Below are 21,903 nucleotides of genomic sequence, written 5' to 3'. Positions count from 1 at the left end.
CCGAACCGCCCTGTACGGACCCGTACGCAGGGTGGTGTGGGAGGGGAGGAACTGCGAAGCTCCCCCCTATCCCGATTTCGGATAACCTAAGGTTTCGGTGCTGCCGGCCTGACGCCGCGACAGAGGCGGCCGCGAAGCGTCGCAACTGGGCGGCTTCCATTTGCGTCGGACTAGCGTCGGCGGCGCAGTTCCGGATGCGCTTCGATCTCGCGGCGCAGCGAGGCAGCGGCGTTCACATAGGGTTCCTGCCTGGCGACACTCCAGTATTTGAGCTCGTCGAGCGGGATGCTCTCGCCGGTCACCGCGCAGCGCACGAAGGCGCCGGGGCTGGTCACCTGGAAGTCGCCGTCGAGATAGCGGATGCGGGCTTCCTTGCCGCCGGGACCTTCGAAACGGTTCATCATGGGGTGGTGCCGAAATCCATGACGATGTCATCGCCACAAATTGCGGCGAGGTCAAGCTTGGTTGGCCTTACCTGGTTCTGTTTCTGGTGACACTTGCCCGAACAAGCCGGCAAAGCGGATGCCAATGCATGTCGCGCTAGCGCGAGGCCATGGCCTGATCGAAGCGAGCTGGATCATGGCGAGGAAGTTGGCAGCCAGCTTGTCGTAGCGGGTGGCGGCGCGACGGAAGTGCTTCAGCTTGGAGCACGCCTCGCGGCTTGTTGGGCAGGAGCGGTTGGATCACCCGCCACTCGAAGTCGGTCAGATCATATCGGCTCATACCGCCGCTGAATCACGTCAGCGACGATGTTGAAAGTCCCGCTTCAGGGTGCCTGCTGCTCTGAGAAGGGAAGCGCTATGTCGTGCTCTAGCAGCGTAGCCTTATAATGGTTGAGGTATGACCACAGAGCGTTGCGAAGATCATTCAGTTCGTCGTAACCCGGCGAACCTCGCCCGACTTCCTTGCAGGCCAGATCCGCTCGCTGACACAGCACATAAAGGCTGTCACCTTGAACGAGAACGCCCGGGAAGGCACGACCAGGATGCCGCATGACAGCGGCATTGGTCTTGTCCGATAGTGTGTGTCTCGCGGATCGGCTTGCCGCACCGTCAGAGCACGAGCACGCTCACCTCGCAACCATTTATGGGTTCACGACCTACGACGTAGACTCGTTATCGCGTAACCAGATGCGGACCGCGACGAGCGTGAGGGCGGCAAGATAGTTTTCAGCCAGCTTGTCGTAGCGGGTCGCGATGCGACGGAACTGCTTGGCCTTGTGAAGAACCGCTCGACCAGGTTGCGCGCCTTGTAGAGGAAAGGGCTGAAGCAGATCGGGTCCTTGCGATTGGCCTTTGGAGGAATGTCGGCCCATGCATTTCGCTCTGTGACGGCATTGCGCAACGCGTTGGCGTCATAGCCCTTGTCACCAAGCAGCATCGCACCCGGCGGCAAATCTTTGATCAGGTCCGCTGCGGAGGCGATGTCGCTCTTCTGGCCTCCCGTGAGCGTCAGCTTGATCGGCCTGCCTTTGGCGTCCACAAGGGCATGGATTTTGGTTGTCAGCCCGCCTCGGGATCGGCCGAGACAATGATCTCGATCCCCCTTTTTGCCGTCGCACCCTGCTGATGGACGCGAACAATGGAGGTATCGATCATCTGCACCCTGCCGTCATGGTCTTTGGTAATGGCGTCCATGAGGCGGTCCCACACACACCTGCCTTCCGCCATCGGACGAAGCGATTGTAGCAGGTGGTGCGGGGGCCGTATCGCTCTGGCAGATCGCGCCAAGGCGCACCCGATCGCAGCACCCAAAAGATGCCGTTCAGCACCCGCCGATCATCGACGCGCGGCACCCCTCGCGGCTTGTTGGGCAACAGCGGCGCAATCACGCGCCATTCGACGTCGGTCAGGTCATATCGGCTCATGCTGAGCCTGAATCAGATTCCGCTCCAATTGGAAACCCGCCAGTCGACAAACGACCCAAAGCGGACAGAACGGCTGCTCACACCTCACTTCCATTTTGGGGAGCTTCGTCCTCAACGAAAAGGTCGAGGCCCCAGCCAACACCGCAATCCGCGAGCACCCTCATCGCGGACGGCTCAAGCCAGATGCCGCACTGCTCGTCGTAGGGCGTATAGAACCCGCCATAGATCGTAATCTGCTTTGGCCGCACTTCCTGCCGCAGCCGTGCGAAGGCTTCCTCCCGACCTCGCATCTGCTCGATCAGGTAGTTGACCGCAATCTCGTGGTCGGCCCCGTTCCGGAGCCTTTCGCGCCGTCCATCGAGGCTCCAGCCATTCTTTTTGCGCGGCGAACCGCTGCGCATCGGGTCGCCCTTGCGGACTATGTGTGTAGGTTCGATGCCTAGGATCGCCGTCACCCTGTCGGGATCGGCATCGAAGTCAGAGATCGAGAGCGAGATCATCGCGTGTCCTAACTAAGTTCGAAAGCGCATGGCAAGCCCTGCGCCCGTGCGAGTTCATGCTTGCCTCACTCCGCTTCCCCACCCATCCCGCATTTATGAGTTCACGGCCTAGGATAACGACATGCATGGACACAAGAACCTTAAGCGCGTCGCATGAGGCCGGTCGAACGCGACGCGTCATCTCATTCTTCGGCGATGATAAACTCTTCGATCTTCTCCGTTGGCAGCCCGGCCTGGACGGCGATGCGCCGGGCGAGTTCGGCGGCGGCTGCGCGCGGGCGCCCCAGCGGCCGGTCGAGCCAGTAGGATATCGGGCTCAGCGCAGTGCGCTCGTCCACGGCGACGATGCGGCCCGATTTCAATTGGTCCACCGTCAACGGCGGACGCGCCAGCGCAATGCCGAGCCCATGCGCGGCGGCGTCGAGCACGAGGTTGTAATCTTCGAAACGCCGGTCGTGCGGCCGCGGCCGATAGTCCATCTCCTGCGCCGCAAACCAGGCGCGCCACGCCGAAGCGTCGGAATCATTGATCACCGGATAGTTGAGCAGCCGGGCGGGGTCTCCGCGGCCGATCTCCCTGGCCAATTCCGGCGAGGCGACCGGGAACACATATTCTTCGAAAAGCTGCACCGAGATCCGGCCCGGAATGTGGCCGCGCCCGCAGCGGATCGACAGGTCGATGCCTTCGTCGGCAAGATCGCCCTGGCGCATGTCGACGTCGAGCACGATGCGCAGCTTGGACGGGTGGTTCTCCAGCGCCGCCATGCGCGGCATCAGCCACAGCCCGCTGACCGAGGGGATCGAGGTCAGCCGCACCACCGCCGTACCGCGCGGCTCGACCCAGCGGTCCGAATTGCTGGCGATCAGGGCAAAGGCTTCGGTGGTGCGCAGATGCAGGCGGTTGCCTTCGACGGTCAGCGAGACGCCGCGCGCGCCGCGATCGAAGACTTTGAGCCCGAGCCAGTTCTCGAGCTTGGCGATCTGCCGGCTGACGGCGCCGTGGGTGATGTTGAGCTTCTCGGCCGCCGCCGAAAAGCTGCCGGTGCGTGCCGCGGCGTCGAAGGCGCGCAGCGTTTCAAGTGGCAGCATCGAGTCTGAGCTGTGATCCATAGTCACAGGTGATCCTCGATTTATTCGTTTGTCAACCGGCCCGCAATAGCGTTTCTCTACTTCATGGCATTGGATCGCGAGGACACCGAGATGAGTGCTTACACCGGCACGTTGAATAAGACACAGCGCATGGATGCCACGGCGGCCGTCGCGGTGACGCTGACGGTGGTCGGCTGGGCCTCGGCCTTTCCGGCGATCCGCGCCGGTCTTGCCGCCTTCGGGCCGCTGGAACTTGGCGCGCTGCGCTTTGCCATCGCCGCGGTTCCGGCGGCGATCTTCCTCGCGGTCAAGCGGCCGGCTCTGCCCAGGCTTGATGAACTCTGGCGCTTTGTCTTCGGTGGTGCCGTCTTCGTCGCGCTCTACACGGTGATGCTCAATTTCGGCGAGCTGACCGTTTCGGCCGGTGCGGCCGGCTTCATCATCAATGTCAGCCCGATCTTCACCGCCATCATGGCCATGGCGCTGCTTGGCGAACGCTTCTCAGGCCTCGCCTGGGCCGGCACATTCCTGTCCTTCGCCGGAATCGGCATCATCGCCATGGGCGAGGGGCAAGGGCTGCATTTCAACAATGGTGCGCTGCTTGTCCTCGGCTCGGCGCTGTGCTCGGCCGTCAACACCATCGTCCAGAAGCCGCTGTTTGGTCGCCACCACCCACTGACCATCTCGGCCTCGAACATGGTGCTTGGCGCGCTCTGCCTGTCGCCGTTCCTGCCGAACGGTCTGGCGCAGGCGGCGGTCGCCGATACCGCCGGGCTCGGTGCCGTCATCTTTCTCGGCATCGTACCCAGCCTGATCGCCTATGCCGCCTGGGTAACAGCGCTTTCCCGGCTGCCCGCCGCGCGCGCCTCGAACTTCCTCTATCTGGTGTCGCCGGTGGCGACCCTGATCGGTTTCTTCTGGCTGGGCGAAGTACCGACCCTGCTCGGCATCATCGGCGGTGCTCTGGCGCTGGGCGGCGTCATCGTGGTGAATTTGAAGAGGTGAATTAGAGGGTTCGGAGGCTTGCTTGAATCAAAAAGAGCCGTATCGAACGGCTCTTTTTGATTTCCCCTCTCCGGTTTGCTTCGCAAACCACCTCTCCCCACCTTGTGGGGCGAGGAACCTAAGGTTTTCAAGATTGCGCCTTTGGCGATTAGCGTTTCCTCGCCCCACCAAAGTGGGGGACAGGTGGCCGCGGAGCGGCCGGAGAGGGGGCTGCGCCAGCGGACGTCGTAAGCCGCTGGCCCTACCGCCGCCCGAACAGCCGCTCGATGTCGGCGAGCTTAAGTTCGATATAGGTCGGGCGGCCGTGGTTGCAGGTGCCGGAGCCCGGCGTCGCCTCCATCTGCCGCAGCAGCGCGTTCATCTCTTCCGGTTTGAGCAGCCGGCCGGAGCGCACCGAGCCGTGGCAGGCCATGGTCGCGGCTATCCTGTCCAGCCGCTCCTTCAGCGTGTCGATCGTGTCATCGTCGGCGATCTCGTCAACGAGGTCGCGAACCAGCTGCTGGACGTTGGTCTCGCCGAGCATCGACGGCGTCTCGCGCACCGCAACGGCACCGGGGCCGAAGCGCTCGATGCCGAGGCCGAAGCGGGCGAGCGTCTCGGAGTGCATGGCGAGCCGTTCGGCGTCTTCCTCCGGCAGGTCGACGATCTCGGGCAGCAGCAGCATCTGCGACGGCACCGCGCGCGAATGCAGCGCATTCTTCAAGGCCTCGTAGACCAGCCGCTCATGCGCCGCATGCTGGTCGACAATGACAATTGAATCCCTGGTCTGGGCAACGATGTAGTTCTCATGCACTTGCGCGCGCGCCGCGCCCAGCGCCGTGCCGAGCAGCGTCTCCGCCGCTTCGTTTTGCCCGGCGCGCGCGTCGGCGCTGTGCAGCGGCCCGGCGTCGAAGGCCGCCTGCTCGTCCTCGCCGAAGCCGCCGCCCATATCGAGCGGCCGCTGTGGCGAGCGGCCAAGATCGAACCCGGCAAAGCCGGAGGCCCGGTAAGCGGCCTCGTAGCTGCGGTGACCGTTGGCCGGGCCGCCATGCGCATAGGATGCCGCGCCTGGCCGGAACGCCGCCATCATGCCGGCGGCCCCGGTGGTGGCGGGGCGGATGCCGGCATTGGCCAGCGCTTCGCGGATGGCGCCGACGATCAGCCCGCGCACCAGCCCCGGATCGCGGAAGCGCACGTCGGCCTTGGCCGGGTGGACGTTGACGTCGACGATCGCCGGGTCGAGCGTCAGGAACAGCACGGTGACGGCATGGCGGTCGCGCGGCAGCACGTCGGCGAAGGCGCCGCGAATGGCGCCGGCAATCAATTTGTCACGCACCGGGCGACCGTTGACATAGGCGTATTGCTGCAGCGCGTTGGCGCGGGTGAAGGAGGGCACCGAGACATGGCCGGCGAGACGCACGCCGTCCCGCACCGCGTCGATGGCAATCGCATTGTCGGGAAAGTCGGCGCCCATCACCTGTGCCACCCGACGCAGCCGGCCTTCCGGGCTGTCGTCGGTGGCCGGCAGTTCCAGCGTCGAGCGGTCCGGGCCGGCAAGGGTGAAGCGCACGGCGGGGAAGGCTATGGCGATGCGCTTGACCACGTCGCCAATGGCCGAGCTTTCGGCGCGCTCGCCCTTCATGAATTTGAGCCGCGCCGGCGTGGCGAAGAACAGGTCGCGCACCTCGACCGTGGTGCCGCGATTGGCCGCCGCCGGCCTGACGGCGGAGACGCGGCCGCCGTCGATGCCGATCTCGGCGGCGTTTTCACTGGACGCGGTGCGCGAGCGGATCGACAGCCGCGCCACCGAGCCGATCGACGGCAAGGCCTCGCCGCGAAAGCCGAGCGAGCGAATGTCGTGAATGTTGTCGGCGAGCTTCGAGGTGCAATGGCGCGCAATCGCCAAAGCCAGTTCCTTTTCCGGAATGCCCGAGCCGTCGTCGCTGACGCGGATCAGGTTCAGCCCGCCGCCGGCGGTGACGATCTCGACACGGCTTGCACCGGCATCGAGCGCGTTCTCGACCAGTTCCTTGACCACGCTTGCCGGACGCTCGATGACTTCGCCGGCGGCGATCTGGTTGATCATCGTTTCGGAAAGCTGGCGGATCGGCATGGCAGCACTATAGGCGGATTCGTGGTCGGTGCGGGAGGGCGCAATTGAGGAAATCCACGCAGCCGACCGCGGCCGTGCACTTCAACTCATGAGCTTGGGCAGCGCTGCCGCCAGTGCGTCGACGGCAAGGCGGACTTTCATCGGCAGATGTGGCGTCTGCAACCACAGCGCATGGACATCATAGAGAAACTTCGGCTGTTCCGGCAACAGCGGGACAAGTACGCCCGCCTGGATGCGCTGGCGAACAAGCCAATATGGCAGCCAGGCGAGCCCCATGCCGGCCGCCGCCGCATCGGCGATGGCATCGAGGTCGTCGAGCTGCAATCTGCTGACGGGCCTGACCTCAATCGCGGGGTGGCCATCGCGCGGAAACAGCCATGGCTGAACGGCACGCCCTGAACGGCGGTAGATGATCGCATGATGCCTGCCGAGGTCATCTATCGCCTGCGGCTGGCCGTGCCGGTCGAGATAGGACGGCGACGCGCAGACGACCATGTGCTGGCGCGCGATGCGGCGCGCGATCACCCCGGTCTGGTCCTCCAGATCGCCGGTTCGGATGGCAAGGTCGCAGCCGTCCTCTGCGAGGTCGGCGAGGGCATCGCTGAACGACAGGTCCAGTTCCAGCGCCGGATATTGCTGCGCAAGCCCGAACAGGACTGGGGCAACGCAGCGCCGGCCGAAATGCACCGGCATGAGCACGCGCAGCTTTCCGCGCGGTTCGGCAAGCTGGTCGGCGGCGAGTGCATCCGCGGCCTCCGCTTCGGCAAGCACCAGCCGGCAGCGTTCATAATAGGCGCGCCCGAAATCGGTCAGGCTTTGGCGGCGCGTAGTCCGGTTGATGAGGCGCACGCCCAGGCGCTCCTCGAGAAACCGGACATGCTTGCCGACCATCGGCCCGGACAGATCGAGAGCCGCGGCCGCGGCCGCGAACGAGCCCAGGTCGACGGCTTTGACGAACACGGCCATGCTCGTAAGGCGATCCATATTCAAAACCTACAGTTTCTACTGCTCTACTCGAGCAGCTATTTATCCGCCTGATCGCGGCTGGCATAGCACATTCAATTCAAATCTTTTGGAGTTGTGACCGATGGCACGTGTTGTTCGCTTTCATGAGCTCGGTGGTCCCGAGGTTCTGCGCATCGAGAATGTCGATATTCCTGCGCCCGCGCGGGGCGAGGTCCAGATCCGCGTCAAGGCGTTGGGTCTCAACCGGGCCGAGGCGCTGCTGCGTTCGGGGACCTACATCCAGACCGCGCCGTTGCCTTCCGGTCTTGGGCTCGAGGCGGCGGGTATCGTCGAGATGGTCGGCGAAGGCGTGGACGGGTTTGCGCCGGGCGATGCCGTCAGCATCGTGCCGCCATTGTCGATGGTCCGCTGGCCTGCCTATGGTGAGATTGCCACATATCCCGCCGAGCTCGTCGTCAGGCATCCACCATCACTGAGCTGGGAAGAGGCCGCCGCAGCATGGATGCAATATCTCACGGCCTACGGTGCGCTGATCGACATTGCCCAACTTGGCAGGCAGGACTTTGTCGTCATCACTGCGGCATCGAGCAGCGTCGGACTTGCGGCGATCCAGATCGCCAACATGATTGGCGCGACCCCGATCGCGGTCACACGGACATCTGCCAAGAAGCGGGCTCTGCTTGAGTTCGGCGCGACCCACGTCATCGCCTCGGCAGAGGAGGATCTGGAAGCCAGGCTGAAGCAAATCGCCGGCCCGGACGGCGTGCGCGTGGTGTTCGATGCCGTCGGCGGGCCGATCTTCGAGCCTCTGACCGCAGCGATGGCATCGGGTGGCATTCTCATCGAATATGGCGGCTTGAGCCCTGACCCGACACCCTTTCCGCTACCTGCAGTGCTGGCCAAGACGCTGACGCTGCGCGGTTATCTCGTCCATGAGATCGTGCGCGATCCGGTCCGGCTGCAGGCCGCCAAGGCGTTCATCCTTGACGGACTGAGCTCGGGCTCGCTGAAGCCGGCAATCGCCAGAACCTTTCCGTTCGACCGGATCGTCGAGGCGCACCGCTATCTCGAATCGAACGAACAGTTCGGCAAGATCGTCGTGACGGTTTGACCGGGCATTTATCGGCCTCACGCCTGCGCCGCCAGCCAGTCCCGCACCTTGCGGGCGTTGTCGCTGAGCTCGCGGTTCCTCGACCAGATGACATGAAAGCCCTTGCCGGTCGTCATCGTGTGGCCGGTGACGCGCACCAGCAGCCCTGATGCCAGCAGCCGCTCGGCGAGGTGACCCCAGCCGAGCGCGATGCCTTGCCCTTCCATGACCGCCTGGATCACCAGCGCATAGTCGTTGATACGCAAGCCACGTCCGGCATCGGCGATGTCGACCCCGGCCGAGGCGAACCACTCGTCCCAGCTCGCGGCCTCGCGAAACGGCTCTTCGAGATGGATGAGGCGGTGCGATTGAAGGTCCGCGACATGCTCCGGCAGCCCGAACCGTGCCACGTAGCTAACGCCGGCGACGGGGAATATCACTTCATCGGCCAGCGGCAGCGAATGATAGTCCGGCCATTCCCTGGGCTCGCCGCCGCGGACGCCGAGCGGGATATCCTCGGCGATGATGTCGAGATCGCGGTCGGCGGTCTGGATGCGCAGGTCGATGCCCGGCAATTCGTCGCGAAACTGCTGCAGGCGCGGCATCATCCAGAACGAGGCGAAGGCGGTCGAGGCGGCGAGCGTCACATGAGCGCCGACGGCGATCTGGCGCAGATCCTCCGCCGACTTGCGGATGTGCGACAGGCCGAGCGAGACGTCGGCATGGAAGCGGTCGCCGGCCTCGGTCAGGCTGACCTGCCGGTGGCGGCGCTGGAAGAGTTTCGCGCCGAGCTGCTCTTCGAGCCCACGGATCGCATAGGAGACGGCAGCCTGCGTCATGCCGAGCTCGCGCCCGGCGGCCGTAAAGCTCGACAGCCGCCCGGCGGCCTCGAAGACGATCAGGCTGCCGGCCGACGGCAGCAGGTGGCGTAAGTTTCGCATAAGCTGAGCTTATACAAGAGATCAGGATTTTCCAGCGTCACAGCTGCATTTTGTCTGGCTAGATTGATCGCCAACAGGAAGATGGAGCCTCCATGAACGCACCGGCCGTTGAAGTGAGCGAACACACCAACCGCCGCAGCGGCGGCCGTCTGGGGCGCAAGGCGCTGCGGGGAGCTCCCGTGGCGTCGTTTCCGACCCTGGTTCGCAAGATCCCGGTGTATCAGATGGTTCCGGACGAGGCGGTGGAGCTGATCCATCAGGAGTCGCTCTCCATCCTCGAAGAGGTGGGATGCGAGTTCCGCGACGACGAGGCGATCGCAATGTGGAAGGCGGCGGGCGCCGATGTCTCGGAGACAAGGGTCCGGATCGACCGAGCCCTGCTGATGGAGCTCATCTCGAAGGTCCCGTCGGAGTTTACGCTCAATGCGAGGAATCCCCAGCGTTCCGTGCGTGTGGGTGGAAACAACTCCATCTTCGTGCCGATGTACGGGGCGCCCTACGTGCGCGACCTCGACAACAACAGGCGCTACGGCACACTCGCCGACCTCAACAATTTCCACAAGCTCGCCTACATGGCGCCGGCGCTGCATTCGTCGAGCTCGATCATTTGCGAGCCGATGGAAATCGCGGTGCCGAAGCGTCACCTCCACATCATCCATTCGGCGCTGAAGCACTCCGACAAGCCGTTCATGGGCATTGTCACTTCCAAGGATCGGGCCGAAGACACGATGGCGATGGCAGGTATCGTGTTCGGCGAGGACTATGTCCGCGACAACCCGGTCCTGGTGGCGATCACCAACTGCAATTCGCCGCTGGTCTGGGATGCCACCATGCTGGACGCGATGAAAGTTTATGCGCGCCATAACCAGCCGCTGATTCTCGCCCCCTTCGCGTTGTGCGGCGCCTCGACTTCGGCCTCTGCTGTCGGAGCGGTCGCGCAGGTCAATGCGGAAGCACTTGCGGGTGTCGCGTTCACACAGCTCCTGCGTCCGGGTTCGCCGCAGATCTACGGACAGTTCATGGTGACGGTCGACATGAAGACCGGCGCTCCCATGGGCGGCACGCCGGAGGCGGCCCAGATGATGTATCTCATGGGCGCGCTGGCGCGGAAGTATCGGCTGCCGTGGCGCACGTCCGGTTTCCATGTCGGCTCGAAGCTGAACGACGCCCAGGCGGGCTACGAGGCGAACATGCTGATGCATGCCGCCATCCTTGCCGGCGCCAACTACATCTGGCACTCCGCCGGTTGGCTCGAGGCCGGGCTGACCTGTGGCTATTCGAAATTTGCGACCGACTGCGAGCAGCTTGTCGGCTGGTACAAATATGCTGGCGGGCTGCCGTTCGACGATTTCAAGGAGGCTATGGCGGCTATCCGCGAGGTCGGACCGCAGGGCCATTTCCTCGGCACCCAGCACACACTCGAACATTTCGAGTCCGCCTTCTTCATACCGAGCATCATGGACTTCAATTCGTTCGAACAGTGGAAGGCGGAAGGAGCAAAGGACCACGACACCCGCGGCCGCGAGAAAGCGCGCAACATGCTCGCCGATTATGAGGAGCCGAAGCTCGATGAGGGCGTCGCCGATGGTCTCAAAGATTTGATTGCGCGGCGCGAGGAGAAACTGCCGGACAGCGTTAGTTGATAACGGGCGAAGACCCGATGCGAACCATAAGGGAGGAAAAAATGACACTCTTCAGAAGCAACGGTGATCGCGTACCGAGCGCCATCGAAGCGATGGCCGGCGAGGCGCGCGCCGGTCGTGTCGACCGGCGCGAGTTTCTGGCGCTGGCAAGCGCTTTCGGCGCATCGACGGCCCTTGCCTACGGCATGATCGGCCTTGCCGTGCCGGAACGGGCTTTGGCTGAAGAGCCGAAGAAAGGCGGAACGCTGCATGTTTCGATGTCGGTGAAGGCGCAAAAGGACCCGCGCACTTACGACTGGGTGGAACTGGCGAACATTTCACGCTGCTGGCTGGAGCCGCTTGTCCGCTATACGCGCCAGTTCACTTTCGAGCCGGTTCTGCTCGAAAGCTGGGAGGTCAATGACGACGCCACCGAATACGTTCTGCATGTTCGCAAGGGCATAACCTGGAACAACGGCGATGCTTTCGGCGCCGATGACGTGGTCTACAACCTGACGCGCTGGTGCGAGAAGGCTGCCGCCGGCAATTCCATGGCCGCGCGCGTCGGTGCGCTGATCGATGCAAAGACCGGCAAGGCCAGGGAAGGGGCGATCACCAAGGTCGACGACAACACGGTGAAGCTGAAGCTGAACGAGCCGGACATCTCGCTGATCCCGAACTTCACCGACTATCCGGCGCTCGTGGTCCATCGCAACTTCGACGCCGATGGCGCCAATCCGATCGAAAAGCCGATTGGCACCGGGCCGTTCGAACTGGTGTCTTATGCGGTTGGCCAGAAAGCGGTCGTCAAGCGTCGTGAAAATGGCAAATGGTGGGGCGGTGAAGCGCTTCTCGACGGCGTCGAATTCATCGACTACGGAACCGATTTCAACGCCTCGATAAATGCGTTCGACTCCGGCGAAATCGATCTCAACTTCGAGACGCCGGCCGACTTCATAGACATTCTCGACAAGATGGGGCTGGTCAAATCGGAGGTCGCGACAGCGACCACGCTCGTCGCCCGCACCAACATCACGAACAAGCCCTATGACGACAAGCGGGTTCGCAACGCCCTCCAGATGGCCGTCGACAACAAAGCGGTGCTCGAACTTGGCTACGCCGGGCGAGGCACTGTTGGTGAAAACCACCACGTCAGCCCGATTCATCCGGAATACTACGCGCTGCCCAAGAAGACACGCGACGCCGCGGGCGCCAGGAAGCTTATGGCCGAGGCCGGGCAGGACGACTTCGAGCATGAACTGATCACCGTCGAGGACGATTGGCAAAAGAACACCGGCGACGCTATTGCCGGCCAGTTGCGCGATGCCGGGATCAAGGTGAAGCGCACCGTGCTGCCGGGTTCGACCTTCTGGAACGACTGGACGAAATACCCCTATTCGATGACCATCTGGTACATGCGCCCGCTTGGCGTCCAGGTGCTGGCGCTCGGCTATCGCACCGGCGAGGCCTGGAACGAAACCGGCTACTCGAACCCTGATTTCGATGCCAAGCTCAAGCAGGCTCTCTCGCTGATCGACGTCGAGAAGCGCCGCGAGGTCATGAAGGATATCGAGCAGATCCTGCAGGATTCGGGCGTCATCATTCAGCCGTTTTGGCAGAAGCTGTTCAGCCACATGAATGAGAAGGTGAAGAACTACGGTGTCCACCAAACCTTCGAGATGGATCTCCAGAACGTCTGGCTGAACGCCTGAGTTGCCAGCAGAGGAGGCGTTGCAGGATTTCATGGACCGCAAGAAAGCCGACGGGCAAGATGCGTGGTACTGATAGCTTCCGTCAGTGAACAATCGGGGACACGCATGAAACTGCCACTTTTTGTTGCCGCGCTTTCGATGGCCTTGCCGGCGGCCGCGTTTGCCGGCCCGGCTGCCAACGCCGTGAAGTTCTTTTATGTCCCGTCGGTCAAATTCGAGGCCGATGCGCAATATCGCGACCGCTTCACCGCGCCGGTGACGAAACTGTTCGAACTGAACGACAACGCGGCAAAGAACCATCCGGATGAAGTTCCCTGCATCGACTTCGCCCCTGGTCTCGATGCGCAGGACTATGACGAGAAGACCGTGGCCAAGACGCTGACCTTGGGTGAAACGCTCAATGGCGACAGCGCCGAGGTGACGGCGACGTTCAACCTTTTCCCGGAAGGCGATGATTCCAAACGCGAAATGGTCTGGTCGTTGAAGAAGATCGACGGCCAGTGGAAGGTCGCCGACATTACCTCGAAGACCAGCGGCTGGACGCTGAGTGCGCTCGAATGCCTGGCCGGGCAGCCGCCGGAGTGATGCCGTGGCTTGCTGCCGTCCCTGGGTTCTGGCCACTGCGTGCATGCTGGCCGGATTGAGCAGCGCCGCCGCTCAGGGCCTGTTGGGCGCGCCGCCCGCAAACGCGCCGGCCGACAGTGCGGCACCTCCGCCGGCAGAAATCGCGCCGGCCGCACCCGTGCAGCCGGGCTCGCCGACGGCGGTGGTGAAGCCGTTCTACGAGCATGCCGGGCTCGAGGTCGATCCGGCTCAGCGGGGCCATTTCACCGACCCGGCAAAGTCGGTGCTGGACAAGAGCGACGCGCTGCGGAAGTCGGGGCAGGGCGAGTGCCTCGATCCCAACATGGCGCTCGACAATGCCGAATACGATAAGCCGGAGATCGACAAGAGCCTGAAGACCATCGAAGCGGTCAAGGGCGACGAGGCCAAGGTCGTCGTCGCTTTCGTCGTCTCCGGCAATCCGCACCGGCTGGAATGGAAGTTCAAAAAGGTCGACGGCGACTGGAAGATATCGGACCTGCTCTCGGTGACCGGCGAATGGGCGCTAAGCCAATACCAGTGCGAGTGATCAGCCGATGAAGTCGCTTCGAGGTGATCGTCAATGAGAGTTCGCCTTTTTCTCGCGATAGGCTTGGCTGGACTTTGCGTCTTAGCCTGCCTGGTCATCTGGCACACCGGGACGATGCTGATTGCCCGCCAACCCCGGCAGAACTTGGCGGCGGTTGGCGACCTGCCCGTCGAGCGTGTCGTGCTCATTCAGGCCGACGCCCCCGAACTTGTCGGCTGGGTGGCCAACCGGCCTGGCAGTTGCGGCGCAATCGTGCTGTTGCACGGGCGCGGGGCCAACAGGCTCGCAATGGCTGGAAGGGCGAGACTGCTGTTCGAGGCGGGTTATTCTGTTGCCCTGTTCGATCTCTCGGGAAACGGCGAGAGCGGCGGCACCGTTCGAGGGTTTGGCTATACCGAAGGACAGGATGCTGCTCGCATTCTGGCCTTTGCAAGGCAACGCTTCCCCGGGAGGAAACTCGGCGCTCTCGGCTCATCGTTGGGCGCCGCATCCCTCGTCTTTGCTGCGCCGCAGGCGCCTGCCGATGCCTATGTGTTGGAGCAGCTCTACGCAACCTTGCGGGAGACCACGGCTGGGCGCATGCCCTTCCACGTCTTGCGCGACCTTCAAGCGGATATCTTGTTGGCGCAAATGCCGCTTCGTCTCGGGTTCAGCGCCGACGATGTCAGGCCGGTCGATCGCCTCGGCAAGATCGGCAAGCCATTGATGCTGCTTGCCGGCAGCATCGATCCTTTCATCGATCGCGGACAGGTACTGGCCTTGCAAAACGCCGCCGCTGGCTCGGAGCTGGTCTGGTTCGAGGGTGCCCGCCATGTCGATCTGCTGCGATACGACCGGCCGCGCTATCGTGATGCGGTCCTTCCGTTCTTTACAACAAACCTCTGCCGGACCGGTGCCGACCATGTCTGACGGCCATTCAGCCCCTTTAACCGCGCCCGCGATAAGGGGCGACGCCGGTGTCGGGCAGCCACACACCTTCCGGCGGTGCGCCGGTTTGCCAGAACACGTCGATCGGAATGCCGCCGCGCGGATACCAGTAGCCGCCGATGCGCAACCACAATGGCTTGGTCGCGGCGATGATGCGGCGGCCGATCATGACGGTGCATTCTTCGTGGAAGGCGCCATGGTTGCGAAACGAGGTCATGAACAGCTTGAGCGACTTCGATTCCACCAGCAGCGCATCGGGTGCGTAGTCGATGACGATATGGGCGAAGTCCGGCTGGCCGGTGACCGGGCAGAGCGAAGTGAATTCCGGGCAGGTGAAGCGAACGATGGCGGGCGGGCCATCGCCGCGCGAAAACGGCACGGTTTCCAGGACTGCCGCTTCGGGGCTCTGTGGCGCCTCGACGTTGGTGCCGAGCTGGGTGAGGTTTTTCGTATCGGTCATGAGCAGGTTCCTTGCTGCATGCCACCCAAAACTGCGCAGCGATTTTGGGATAGCGACATGCGTAAAAACAAAAATTTGCCGCTCATTAGCACAATTTGAAACAGCAGGAAGACGATGACTAGCAATGACCCGCTCCTCCAGCCCTATCAGCTCAAGCATCTGACGCTGAAGAACCGGGTGATGTCGACCAGCCATGAGCCGGCCTATTCCGAGGACGGCATGCCAAAGGAGCGGTACCGGCTCTACCATGCCGAAAAGGCCAAGGGCGGCATGGCGCTGACCATGACCGCCGGTTCGGCGATCGTCTCGCGCGACAGCCCGGCCGCTTTTGGCAATCTGCATGTCTATGACGACCGTATCGTGCCATGGCTCGCCGAGCTTACCGATGCCTGCCACGAGCACGATTGCAAGGTGATGATACAGATCACCCATCTCGGCCGCCGCACCGGTTGGAACAAGGCCGACTGGCTACCGGTCCTGTCGGCTTCGCCGGTGCGCGAACCGGCCCATCGCGCCTTTCCCAAGACTATCGAGGACTGGGATATCGAGCGCATCGTCGCCGACTATGCGGCGGCCGCGCAGCGCTGCCAGGCTGCCGGCCTCGACGGCATCGAATTCGAGGCCTACGGCCATCTGATGGACGGTTTCTGGTCGCCGGCCACCAACCAGCGCGACGACGATTTCGGCGGCTCGCTCGACAACCGGCTGCGCTTCACCGGAATGGTGCTCGACGCAGTGCGTGCCGCGGTCGGCGAAAAGTTCGTCGTCGGCATTCGCATGGTCGCCGACGAGGATTTCGAGAAAGGCCTGTCGAAGCAGGAAGGCGTCGAAATCGCCAGGCGGCTGGCCGGCTCCGGCAAGGTCGATTTCCTCAACATCATCCGTGGCTCGATCGAGACCGACGCCGCTCTGACAAAAGTCATCCCGGTGACCGGCATGCGGTCGTCGCCGCATCTCGACTTCGCCGGGGAGGTGAGGGCGGCGACGAAATTCCCGACCTTCCATGCGGCGCGGATTTCCGACGTCGCCACCGCGCGTCACGCAATCGCCGCCGGCAAGCTCGACATGGTTGGCATGACGCGTGCCCACATTGCCGACCCGCACATCGTCAGGAAGGTGATGGAGGGCCGCGAGCACGAGATCCGCCCTTGCGTCGGCGCCACCTATTGCCTCGACCGCATCTATGAGGGCGGCGAGGCGCTGTGCATCCACAATGCGGCGACGGGCCGCGAGGCTGATATCCCGCATATCATCCCGAGAACCGAGGGTCCGAAGCGGAAGGTGGTGGTCGTCGGCGCCGGCGCCGGCGGGCTGGAGGCAGCGCGCGTCGCCGCCGAACGCGGGCACCAGGTGACGGTGCTGGAAGCATCGAGCCAGGCCGGCGGCCAGGTGCGGCTGGCAACGCAGAACCCGCGCCGCAAGGAATTGATCGGCATCATCGACTGGCGCCTGGCCGAACTCGACCGGCTTGGTGTCGAGATCCGCTACGATACCTGGGCGGAGAAGGACGACGTACTGACGCTGTCGCCGGACGTGGTGGTGATCGCCACCGGCGGCCTGCCGCAGAACCCGCCTCTGACGGCCGGCGACGATCTCGTCACCTCGAGCTGGGACATCATGGCCGGCAGCGTCAAGCCGGCCGAGAATGTACTGCTCTATGACGACAATGGCGGCCATCAGGGCATGGGTGCTGCCGAACTGATCGCCAACAGCGGCGCCAGGCTGGAGCTGGTTTCACCAGAGCGCTTCTTCGCCCCGGAAATGGGCGGCATGAACCATGTGCCCTACATGCGCGCCTTCCAGGAAAAGGGTGTCACGGTGACCATCAACACACGGCTGCGTTCGGTGCGGCGCGAGGGCAATCAGCTGATCGCCGAGCTCGCTTCCGACTTCGCCGATGGCTGGCGCGGCGAGCGGCGGGTCGACCAGGTGGTGGTCGAGCACGGCACGCTGCCGCTCGACGATCTCTATCTGGCGCTGAAGCCGCTGTCGAAGAACGCCGGCGCGGTCGACTACGAAAAGCTGGTCAATGGCGGCGACATCTTTCCGGTGCGCAATCCGCAGAGTGGCTTCGTGCTCTTCCGCATCGGCGATGCAGTCGCCTCGCGCAACATCCACGCCGCCATCTATGACGGCATCAGGTTCGGCTTGCGGATCTGAGGAATATTTTGGATTGATTGGTGGCGCGCAGCCGAAACCTCCGTACGGAGAGCCACCATGGTACTTTGGTCCGGTCTGCGCGCCGCGCACGCCGCCGGCCATCGCCGGGCACCGTACGATCTTGCGATTGCGGCAGGACGCTCAAAACATCCTGGCGGTGGCCATGCAGAACACGGTGATGACCAGCAGTCCGCCGGCGATGCGCTCGCCTTTTGTCATCTTCGCGCGCAGCTGGGTTTGCTTCGCGGCATCAGCGCCAGCCAGCTGCCTGCTGGCGGAACCCACCAGCGCGCCCTGAACCCCGGCGGCGATCAATGCCGTCAAGATGCCCAGCGCCAGGACTTTCTCCATGGAACCGAAAGAGCCGTTGTGGAAGAAATACCACAGCAGCAAACCCGTGAGGAAAACCACGCCGGCCGCGCCCATTTGCGGCCGGAAGAAACGTTCCGCCCTGATCTCCGGTTCGCGGGCAACCGCGATGGTGGTGCCGGCCCAGAACACACCCGCCATGACGTGAAGGCCGAGGACGATGATGTAGACATATTGCATGACCGCATTTCCTCTCTTGCCCACCGCTAACCATATTGATAGATATCAAATGATTAGATGTCAATGCATAAGCTCGAGCCGTTCCATAGGCTTTGCCCTTGTTCTAGTGTTGGACCATGACGCCGTTTGACCGCCCGCCGATCGGGATGAATCTCGCCCGCACCGCCAAGCTGGTCGCGCAGGCTTTCGACGCTACCTTGGTCGAGGCCGGCGGCACGCTGCCGGTCTGGGTCACTTTGCTGTCAGTCAAGTCGCGGGAGCTGGCCAACCAACGCGAGCTCGCCGGCATGATCGGCATCCGGGGCGCAACGCTGACCCACCACCTCAACGCCATGGAGACCCAAGGCCTGCTGATGCGGCGCCGCGATCCCGAGAACCGCCGGGTTCACCAGGTGGAGCTGACCCAAGCCGGAGAAGCGTTGTTCCTGAAATTGCGCACCGCCGCGTTAGCCTTCGACAAACGGCTGCGGAAGGGATTGTCCGACGACAGGCTGGCGGAGTTTGCACAGGTGCTGGCTGCGCTGCGGGCCAATGTCAGTTGATCTCGATTGGACCGCCAACCCTTGTTCCAAGGCGTCTGCAATGTTATATGACCATGGTAGTCATATGCGAAGGGCGGCAGCATGCGCGAAATTCAGTTGAAAGACGCCAAGGCGACGCTTTCGGCAGTCGTCGATCAGGCAGTTGCAGGAGAGCCTGCCATTATCACACGCCACGGTCGGAAGCAGGCCGTCATCCTGTCGTTCGAAGATTATCAGCGGCTGTCTCGGGTGCCGAGCTTCGGGCAGCTGCTGGCGGCTTTCCCTGGGGATAAGGACGACATTCCGCCTCGTTCCCGTAAGCCGGCTCGCAAGGTTGCATTGTAGCGAGGCGACCAGCCCCGATGTTTCTGCTGGACACCAACATCATCTCGGCAATGGCTCCAGCCAGGAAAGTTGATCGGGCGGCGCTGATGGCATGGCTCGATAAGGCGAGCGAATACCTGTTCCTATCCGTTGTGACTGCGTCCGAAATCGCGGCGGGTATAGCGAAGGCGGAGCGCGACGGCGCGACCACAAAGGCCGCGCTGCTACGCGACTGGTGGCAGGCAGTCGAGCACCTTTACGGGGCAAGGATTCTGCCCTTCGATTTGCGAGCGGCGCATGCCGCGGGTTCTATTCTTGATCGCGCACGGGCTCATCGGCCGGGATTTGAGGATATAGCGATTGCTGCTACGGCCGAGGTTCACGGCCTGGTGATACTGACGGATAACGAGCGTCATTTCGCACCACTTGGGGTGCCGATGCTCAACCCGCTGAGAAACCTGCCGCCGTTGCAGTAGTTCCGACGTTCACTACGCCCGGCTGCCCTGCAGCACCGTCAGCCTGGCCTTCTTGGGCGCCCGGGCCACCAGCCATTCGCGCACGCTGTCCGGCGGCATCGGGAAAGCGATGGAATAGCCTTGCACCTGGTCGCAGCCGATCGCCATCAGCGAGTCGAGCTCGGCTTCGGTTTCAGCGCCCTCGGCAACGATCGAGATGCCGAGACCGCGGGCGAGTTCTGTGAGGGCACGCACGATCTTGGTGTTGCCGCTGTTCTCGTTGATGTTCTGGACGAAGCGGCGATCGATCTTCAGCCGGTCGATCTCGTTTGGATTGACATGGCTGAGCGATGCATAGCCGGTGCCAAAATCATCGAGCTCAAGATGGATGCCGGCGGCGCGAATGTGCCGCAGCTTTGCCGCGATACCGGTCTTCTCGTCGTCGAGAATGACGGATTCGACGATCTCCAGCGATAGTTTGCGCGGGGGCAGGCCAGTCCTTTCCAGCGTATCGAACAGGAAGACTTCGAAATCCGTCTCGCGCAGCTCCGTGCCGGACACGTTGACGGCGATCCGTCCGAAGGCGATGCATGCGCGGTTCCATTCGGCTGCTTCGTTGATCGCCTTCGTAATGACGATGCGTCCGATCTCGGACATCAAGCCGCATTTTTCTGCGATTGGAATGAACTCGCCCGGCGCGATCATACCGCGCTCCGCATGCCTCCAGCGAGCCAAAGCCTCGATGCCACTGATGGCGCCGTCCGACAGCGACACCTGCGGCTGGAAATGGACCTCGAATGCCTTCTCCGAGATGGCGACCCTGATGTCGAGCTCGAGCTGCTTTCGATTGTCGAGTTCGCGCCTCAGCTCATCGGAGAAGAACGACAAACTGCCGCCGCCCTGCTTCTTGGCTGAATACAGCGCCAGATCGGCATGGACGAGCAGGTCCTGCGCATTGTCGGCATCGATCGGGTAGACCGCAATCCCGGCACTTACGCCCGGATGGATCGTCGTGCCTCGGAATATGATCGGCTCATTGAGTTTGGCCAGCATGCGCCTGGCGACGACATCGATGTCTTCGGTGCTGCCGGCGTCGTTGAGGACCACAACGAATTCATCGCCTCCGAGACGCACGTTGAGATCCGACGTGCGGCAGGAATCGCGCATACGCTGAGCGGCCACCACCAGCACATAATCGCCAGCGGCATGGCCGAGCGTGTCGTTGATCTGCTTGAACCGGTCGAGGTCGAACTGCACCACGGCAACCCGTTCACGCCTTCGCCGCGCGCCGTTGATGAACGTATCGAAATGGTCGGTCAGGAAGGTGCGGTTGTGCAGGCCGGTTAGCCCGTCATGCACCGCAATAAAGGCCATGGAATTGCGTGCGTCGACCAGCTCGCGCGTCCGGCGCAGGATGGCGTTCGACATCGGCCGGAAAATGAAAAGTGCCACCAGCAGGATAACGCCGATGGTCGAGTAGAACAATGTGCGATGAAGATCGAGGAGCCTTTCGGAGCGCTGGTCCGCGTAGGCGCTGATGCGCTGGCCGAGTGCTGCGTAGCCCGACAATGTTGCGTTGGCAACGGAAGCGTCCAAGTTGACGCGCTCCTCTCCGCCCTTGTAGCCGCCGCTGCCGGTCGTGTTGAGCCGCGATTCGAATGAAGAGATCAGGCGCTCGCCGTTGGCGATAAGCCCAACCGAGAAATAGTCGAGATGGTACGGCTTGGCGAAAAGCACGCTCTCGATCGATTTTGGATCGAACCTTGCCGGCGACACCGGATCGGCGGCGGTCCGCTCGAGCAGCAGATCGTAATTCTTCTCGAACTCCACCGTCGCTTGCTTGAGCGCGCTAACCAGGGCCTGCTGTTGATCGCGCGGGGCGCTGCCTGTGGCGCCAGCAAGAAAGACGATGCGCTGCGACAGGGCTTTTTGTGTGCTGACGATATCGAGCAGCGCCTGATTGTGCCGTTGCGTCGCCATCACCTGCTGCAGCAGGATGAAGGAGGCCACGACCATAGCGGCTATGATCAGCAGAGCCAGCCAGTAGCCGGATTTGATGAGGAGTATGAGCCTGCCTGAAACGGCGTGCACCAACTGCTGCGACATTTTCTGAGGCGGCCTCTCGCCAACGAATTCTTGTGCGACAACCTTTGGCTTCAAAGTGTTAACAGCTTTGGGACGGCAACAGGCCGGCGGCGACGACCGTGGCGGGAAACCCGCAAAGTGGTTATTGCAATCTTTCGCAGCGCCTCCGCATTTGAACATCGTGGCCTCTGCCGTGCCATTGCCGCCACCGAAGCGGTCGCTTTTGCGATGGATTTTTCGTCCGCGGGGCGCGACAGTCCTCATCGATCTCAACAGGGCCTGATTATGACCGAAGCATTCCTTTCCCACATCGACGGCGAGCTTGAAGGACTGAAAACGGCAGGCCTCTATAAATCCGAGCGGGTGATAACCTCGACCCAATCGGCCGAGATCGAGGTCGGCGGCGA

The 21,903-nt window shown here is 63.0% G+C and carries 20 protein-coding genes and 4 pseudogenes; 12 read left to right on the top strand and 12 right to left on the bottom strand.

The window, feature by feature from the left end; all coding sequences use genetic code 11:
- Positions 1–170: 170 nt before the first annotated feature.
- The 6 genes and pseudogenes from AC0L2X_RS30825 to AC0L2X_RS30800 all read right to left on the bottom strand — a co-directional run bounded on the left by AC0L2X_RS30825 (position 171) and on the right by AC0L2X_RS30800 (position 3,476).
- The gene (locus tag AC0L2X_RS30825; RefSeq protein WP_031211156.1) at positions 171–404 is read right to left on the bottom strand and encodes a DUF2093 domain-containing protein; all 234 of its coding nucleotides are present in this window, start codon (positions 402–404) and stop codon (positions 171–173) included.
- Positions 405–551: 147 nt separating this feature from the next.
- Positions 552–647 (bottom strand): annotated as a pseudogene (locus AC0L2X_RS30820) (IS5/IS1182 family transposase); the annotation flags it as partial.
- A gap of 119 nt (positions 648–766) precedes the next feature.
- Positions 767–1,009, bottom strand: a pseudogene (locus tag AC0L2X_RS30815) (DUF6959 family protein); the annotation flags it as partial.
- A 90-nt stretch (positions 1,010–1,099) separates the two neighbouring features.
- Positions 1,100–1,867 (bottom strand): annotated as a pseudogene (locus tag AC0L2X_RS30810) (IS5 family transposase).
- Between the two features lie 77 nt (positions 1,868–1,944).
- Complete coding sequence (locus AC0L2X_RS30805) at positions 1,945–2,367, bottom strand: DUF4279 domain-containing protein (RefSeq protein ID WP_473561329.1); 423 nt, start codon at positions 2,365–2,367, stop codon at positions 1,945–1,947.
- Between the two features lie 182 nt (positions 2,368–2,549).
- A complete protein-coding gene (locus AC0L2X_RS30800; RefSeq protein WP_473561330.1) occupies positions 2,550–3,476 on the bottom strand; it encodes a LysR family transcriptional regulator in 927 nt (308 codons plus the stop codon).
- 90 nt (positions 3,477–3,566) lie between these two features.
- On the opposite strand from AC0L2X_RS30800, the gene AC0L2X_RS30795 reads away from it, so the two are divergent.
- Complete coding sequence (locus AC0L2X_RS30795; RefSeq protein WP_473561331.1) at positions 3,567–4,460, top strand: DMT family transporter; 894 nt, start codon at positions 3,567–3,569, stop codon at positions 4,458–4,460.
- A gap of 241 nt (positions 4,461–4,701) precedes the next feature.
- On the opposite strand, the gene mutL is transcribed toward AC0L2X_RS30795, so the two are convergent.
- Together mutL and AC0L2X_RS30785 are read right to left on the bottom strand one after the other, a co-directional pair.
- The gene (mutL, locus tag AC0L2X_RS30790; RefSeq protein ID WP_473561332.1) at positions 4,702–6,552 is read right to left on the bottom strand and encodes a DNA mismatch repair endonuclease MutL; all 1,851 of its coding nucleotides are present in this window, start codon (positions 6,550–6,552) and stop codon (positions 4,702–4,704) included.
- 81 nt (positions 6,553–6,633) lie between these two features.
- A complete protein-coding gene (locus AC0L2X_RS30785; protein WP_473561334.1) occupies positions 6,634–7,536 on the bottom strand; it encodes a LysR family transcriptional regulator in 903 nt (300 codons plus the stop codon).
- A gap of 103 nt (positions 7,537–7,639) precedes the next feature.
- Between AC0L2X_RS30785 and AC0L2X_RS30780 the strand changes: the two genes are divergently transcribed.
- A complete protein-coding gene (locus AC0L2X_RS30780; RefSeq protein ID WP_473561336.1) occupies positions 7,640–8,629 on the top strand; it encodes a zinc-dependent alcohol dehydrogenase family protein in 990 nt (329 codons plus the stop codon).
- A 17-nt stretch (positions 8,630–8,646) separates the two neighbouring features.
- Here AC0L2X_RS30780 and AC0L2X_RS30775 read toward each other — a convergent pair whose 3' ends face one another.
- Complete coding sequence (locus AC0L2X_RS30775; protein WP_352490163.1) at positions 8,647–9,549, bottom strand: LysR substrate-binding domain-containing protein; 903 nt, start codon at positions 9,547–9,549, stop codon at positions 8,647–8,649.
- A 92-nt stretch (positions 9,550–9,641) separates the two neighbouring features.
- Between AC0L2X_RS30775 and AC0L2X_RS30770 the strand changes: the two genes are divergently transcribed.
- The 5 genes from AC0L2X_RS30770 (at position 9,642) to AC0L2X_RS30750 (ending at position 14,924) form a co-directional block, all read left to right on the top strand.
- The gene (locus AC0L2X_RS30770; protein ID WP_473561338.1) at positions 9,642–11,192 is read left to right on the top strand and encodes a trimethylamine methyltransferase family protein; all 1,551 of its coding nucleotides are present in this window, start codon (positions 9,642–9,644) and stop codon (positions 11,190–11,192) included.
- Positions 11,193–11,233: 41 nt separating this feature from the next.
- Positions 11,234–12,883, top strand: a complete 1,650-nt coding sequence (locus AC0L2X_RS30765) for an ABC transporter substrate-binding protein (protein ID WP_473561339.1) — start codon at positions 11,234–11,236, stop codon at positions 12,881–12,883.
- 105 nt (positions 12,884–12,988) lie between these two features.
- Positions 12,989–13,468, top strand: a complete 480-nt coding sequence (locus AC0L2X_RS30760; protein ID WP_352490160.1) for a DUF3828 domain-containing protein — start codon at positions 12,989–12,991, stop codon at positions 13,466–13,468.
- A 43-nt stretch (positions 13,469–13,511) separates the two neighbouring features.
- Positions 13,512–14,015, top strand: coding sequence for a hypothetical protein (locus tag AC0L2X_RS30755; RefSeq protein ID WP_473561341.1), 504 nt, complete (start codon positions 13,512–13,514; stop codon positions 14,013–14,015).
- Between the two features lie 33 nt (positions 14,016–14,048).
- Complete coding sequence (locus AC0L2X_RS30750) at positions 14,049–14,924, top strand: alpha/beta hydrolase (protein WP_473561343.1); 876 nt, start codon at positions 14,049–14,051, stop codon at positions 14,922–14,924.
- 16 nt (positions 14,925–14,940) lie between these two features.
- On the opposite strand, the gene queF is transcribed toward AC0L2X_RS30750, so the two are convergent.
- Positions 14,941–15,402 carry a preQ(1) synthase gene (gene queF, locus AC0L2X_RS30745; RefSeq protein WP_023674394.1) on the bottom strand — a complete coding sequence of 154 codons (462 nt, stop codon included), beginning with the start codon at positions 15,400–15,402 and terminating at the stop codon, positions 14,941–14,943.
- A 114-nt stretch (positions 15,403–15,516) separates the two neighbouring features.
- Between queF and AC0L2X_RS30740 the strand changes: the two genes are divergently transcribed.
- On the top strand, positions 15,517–17,562 hold the full coding sequence (locus AC0L2X_RS30740) for an oxidoreductase (protein WP_473561345.1): 2,046 nt from the start codon (positions 15,517–15,519) through the stop codon (positions 17,560–17,562).
- 141 nt (positions 17,563–17,703) lie between these two features.
- On the opposite strand, the gene AC0L2X_RS30735 is transcribed toward AC0L2X_RS30740, so the two are convergent.
- Positions 17,704–18,111, bottom strand: coding sequence for a hypothetical protein (locus AC0L2X_RS30735; RefSeq protein WP_023674396.1), 408 nt, complete (start codon positions 18,109–18,111; stop codon positions 17,704–17,706).
- A gap of 116 nt (positions 18,112–18,227) precedes the next feature.
- Between AC0L2X_RS30735 and AC0L2X_RS30730 the strand changes: the two genes are divergently transcribed.
- The 3 genes from AC0L2X_RS30730 (at position 18,228) to AC0L2X_RS30720 (ending at position 19,432) form a co-directional block, all read left to right on the top strand.
- Positions 18,228–18,653, top strand: a complete 426-nt coding sequence (locus AC0L2X_RS30730; protein WP_473561347.1) for a MarR family winged helix-turn-helix transcriptional regulator — start codon at positions 18,228–18,230, stop codon at positions 18,651–18,653.
- 81 nt (positions 18,654–18,734) lie between these two features.
- Positions 18,735–18,977, top strand: coding sequence for a type II toxin-antitoxin system Phd/YefM family antitoxin (locus AC0L2X_RS30725; protein ID WP_473561349.1), 243 nt, complete (start codon positions 18,735–18,737; stop codon positions 18,975–18,977).
- Between the two features lie 17 nt (positions 18,978–18,994).
- On the top strand, positions 18,995–19,432 hold the full coding sequence (locus AC0L2X_RS30720) for a PIN domain-containing protein (RefSeq protein WP_473561351.1): 438 nt from the start codon (positions 18,995–18,997) through the stop codon (positions 19,430–19,432).
- A 12-nt stretch (positions 19,433–19,444) separates the two neighbouring features.
- On the opposite strand, the gene AC0L2X_RS30715 is transcribed toward AC0L2X_RS30720, so the two are convergent.
- Positions 19,445–21,517: a putative bifunctional diguanylate cyclase/phosphodiesterase gene (locus AC0L2X_RS30715; RefSeq protein WP_473561353.1), complete on the bottom strand. Its 2,073-nt coding sequence runs from the start codon at positions 21,515–21,517 to the stop codon at positions 19,445–19,447.
- Between the two features lie 117 nt (positions 21,518–21,634).
- Between AC0L2X_RS30715 and AC0L2X_RS30710 the strand changes: the two are divergent.
- Positions 21,635–21,903: pseudogene (locus AC0L2X_RS30710) on the top strand (hypothetical protein); the annotation flags it as partial.

Source organism: Mesorhizobium sp. WSM4828, assembly GCF_055811175.1.
This window is presented reverse-complemented; position numbering and strand designations above follow the sequence as displayed.

Bases quoted from the DNA above. Each gene is read 5' to 3' on its own strand.
- AC0L2X_RS30715 (WP_473561353.1), bottom strand. From the start codon at position 21,517: ATGTCGCAGCAGTTGGTGCACGCCGTTTCAGGCAGGCTCATACTCCTC.
- AC0L2X_RS30800 (WP_473561330.1), bottom strand. From the start codon at position 3,476: ATGGATCACAGCTCAGACTCGATGCTGCCACTTGAAACGCTGCGCGCC.
- AC0L2X_RS30735 (WP_023674396.1), bottom strand. From the start codon at position 18,111: ATGCAATATGTCTACATCATCGTCCTCGGCCTTCACGTCATGGCGGGT.
- AC0L2X_RS30730 (WP_473561347.1), top strand. From the start codon at position 18,228: ATGACGCCGTTTGACCGCCCGCCGATCGGGATGAATCTCGCCCGCACC.
- AC0L2X_RS30785 (WP_473561334.1), bottom strand. From the start codon at position 7,536: ATGGATCGCCTTACGAGCATGGCCGTGTTCGTCAAAGCCGTCGACCTG.
- AC0L2X_RS30750 (WP_473561343.1), top strand. From the start codon at position 14,049: ATGAGAGTTCGCCTTTTTCTCGCGATAGGCTTGGCTGGACTTTGCGTC.
- AC0L2X_RS30725 (WP_473561349.1), top strand. From the start codon at position 18,735: ATGCGCGAAATTCAGTTGAAAGACGCCAAGGCGACGCTTTCGGCAGTC.
- AC0L2X_RS30780 (WP_473561336.1), top strand. From the start codon at position 7,640: ATGGCACGTGTTGTTCGCTTTCATGAGCTCGGTGGTCCCGAGGTTCTG.
- AC0L2X_RS30740 (WP_473561345.1), top strand. From the start codon at position 15,517: ATGACTAGCAATGACCCGCTCCTCCAGCCCTATCAGCTCAAGCATCTG.
- AC0L2X_RS30755 (WP_473561341.1), top strand. From the start codon at position 13,512: ATGCTGGCCGGATTGAGCAGCGCCGCCGCTCAGGGCCTGTTGGGCGCG.
- AC0L2X_RS30805 (WP_473561329.1), bottom strand. From the start codon at position 2,367: ATGATCTCGCTCTCGATCTCTGACTTCGATGCCGATCCCGACAGGGTG.
- AC0L2X_RS30765 (WP_473561339.1), top strand. From the start codon at position 11,234: ATGACACTCTTCAGAAGCAACGGTGATCGCGTACCGAGCGCCATCGAA.
- AC0L2X_RS30795 (WP_473561331.1), top strand. From the start codon at position 3,567: ATGAGTGCTTACACCGGCACGTTGAATAAGACACAGCGCATGGATGCC.
- AC0L2X_RS30825 (WP_031211156.1), bottom strand. From the start codon at position 404: ATGATGAACCGTTTCGAAGGTCCCGGCGGCAAGGAAGCCCGCATCCGC.
- mutL (WP_473561332.1), bottom strand. From the start codon at position 6,552: ATGCCGATCCGCCAGCTTTCCGAAACGATGATCAACCAGATCGCCGCC.
- queF (WP_023674394.1), bottom strand. From the start codon at position 15,402: ATGACCGATACGAAAAACCTCACCCAGCTCGGCACCAACGTCGAGGCG.
- AC0L2X_RS30775 (WP_352490163.1), bottom strand. From the start codon at position 9,549: ATGCGAAACTTACGCCACCTGCTGCCGTCGGCCGGCAGCCTGATCGTC.
- AC0L2X_RS30720 (WP_473561351.1), top strand. From the start codon at position 18,995: ATGTTTCTGCTGGACACCAACATCATCTCGGCAATGGCTCCAGCCAGG.
- AC0L2X_RS30760 (WP_352490160.1), top strand. From the start codon at position 12,989: ATGAAACTGCCACTTTTTGTTGCCGCGCTTTCGATGGCCTTGCCGGCG.
- AC0L2X_RS30770 (WP_473561338.1), top strand. From the start codon at position 9,642: ATGAACGCACCGGCCGTTGAAGTGAGCGAACACACCAACCGCCGCAGC.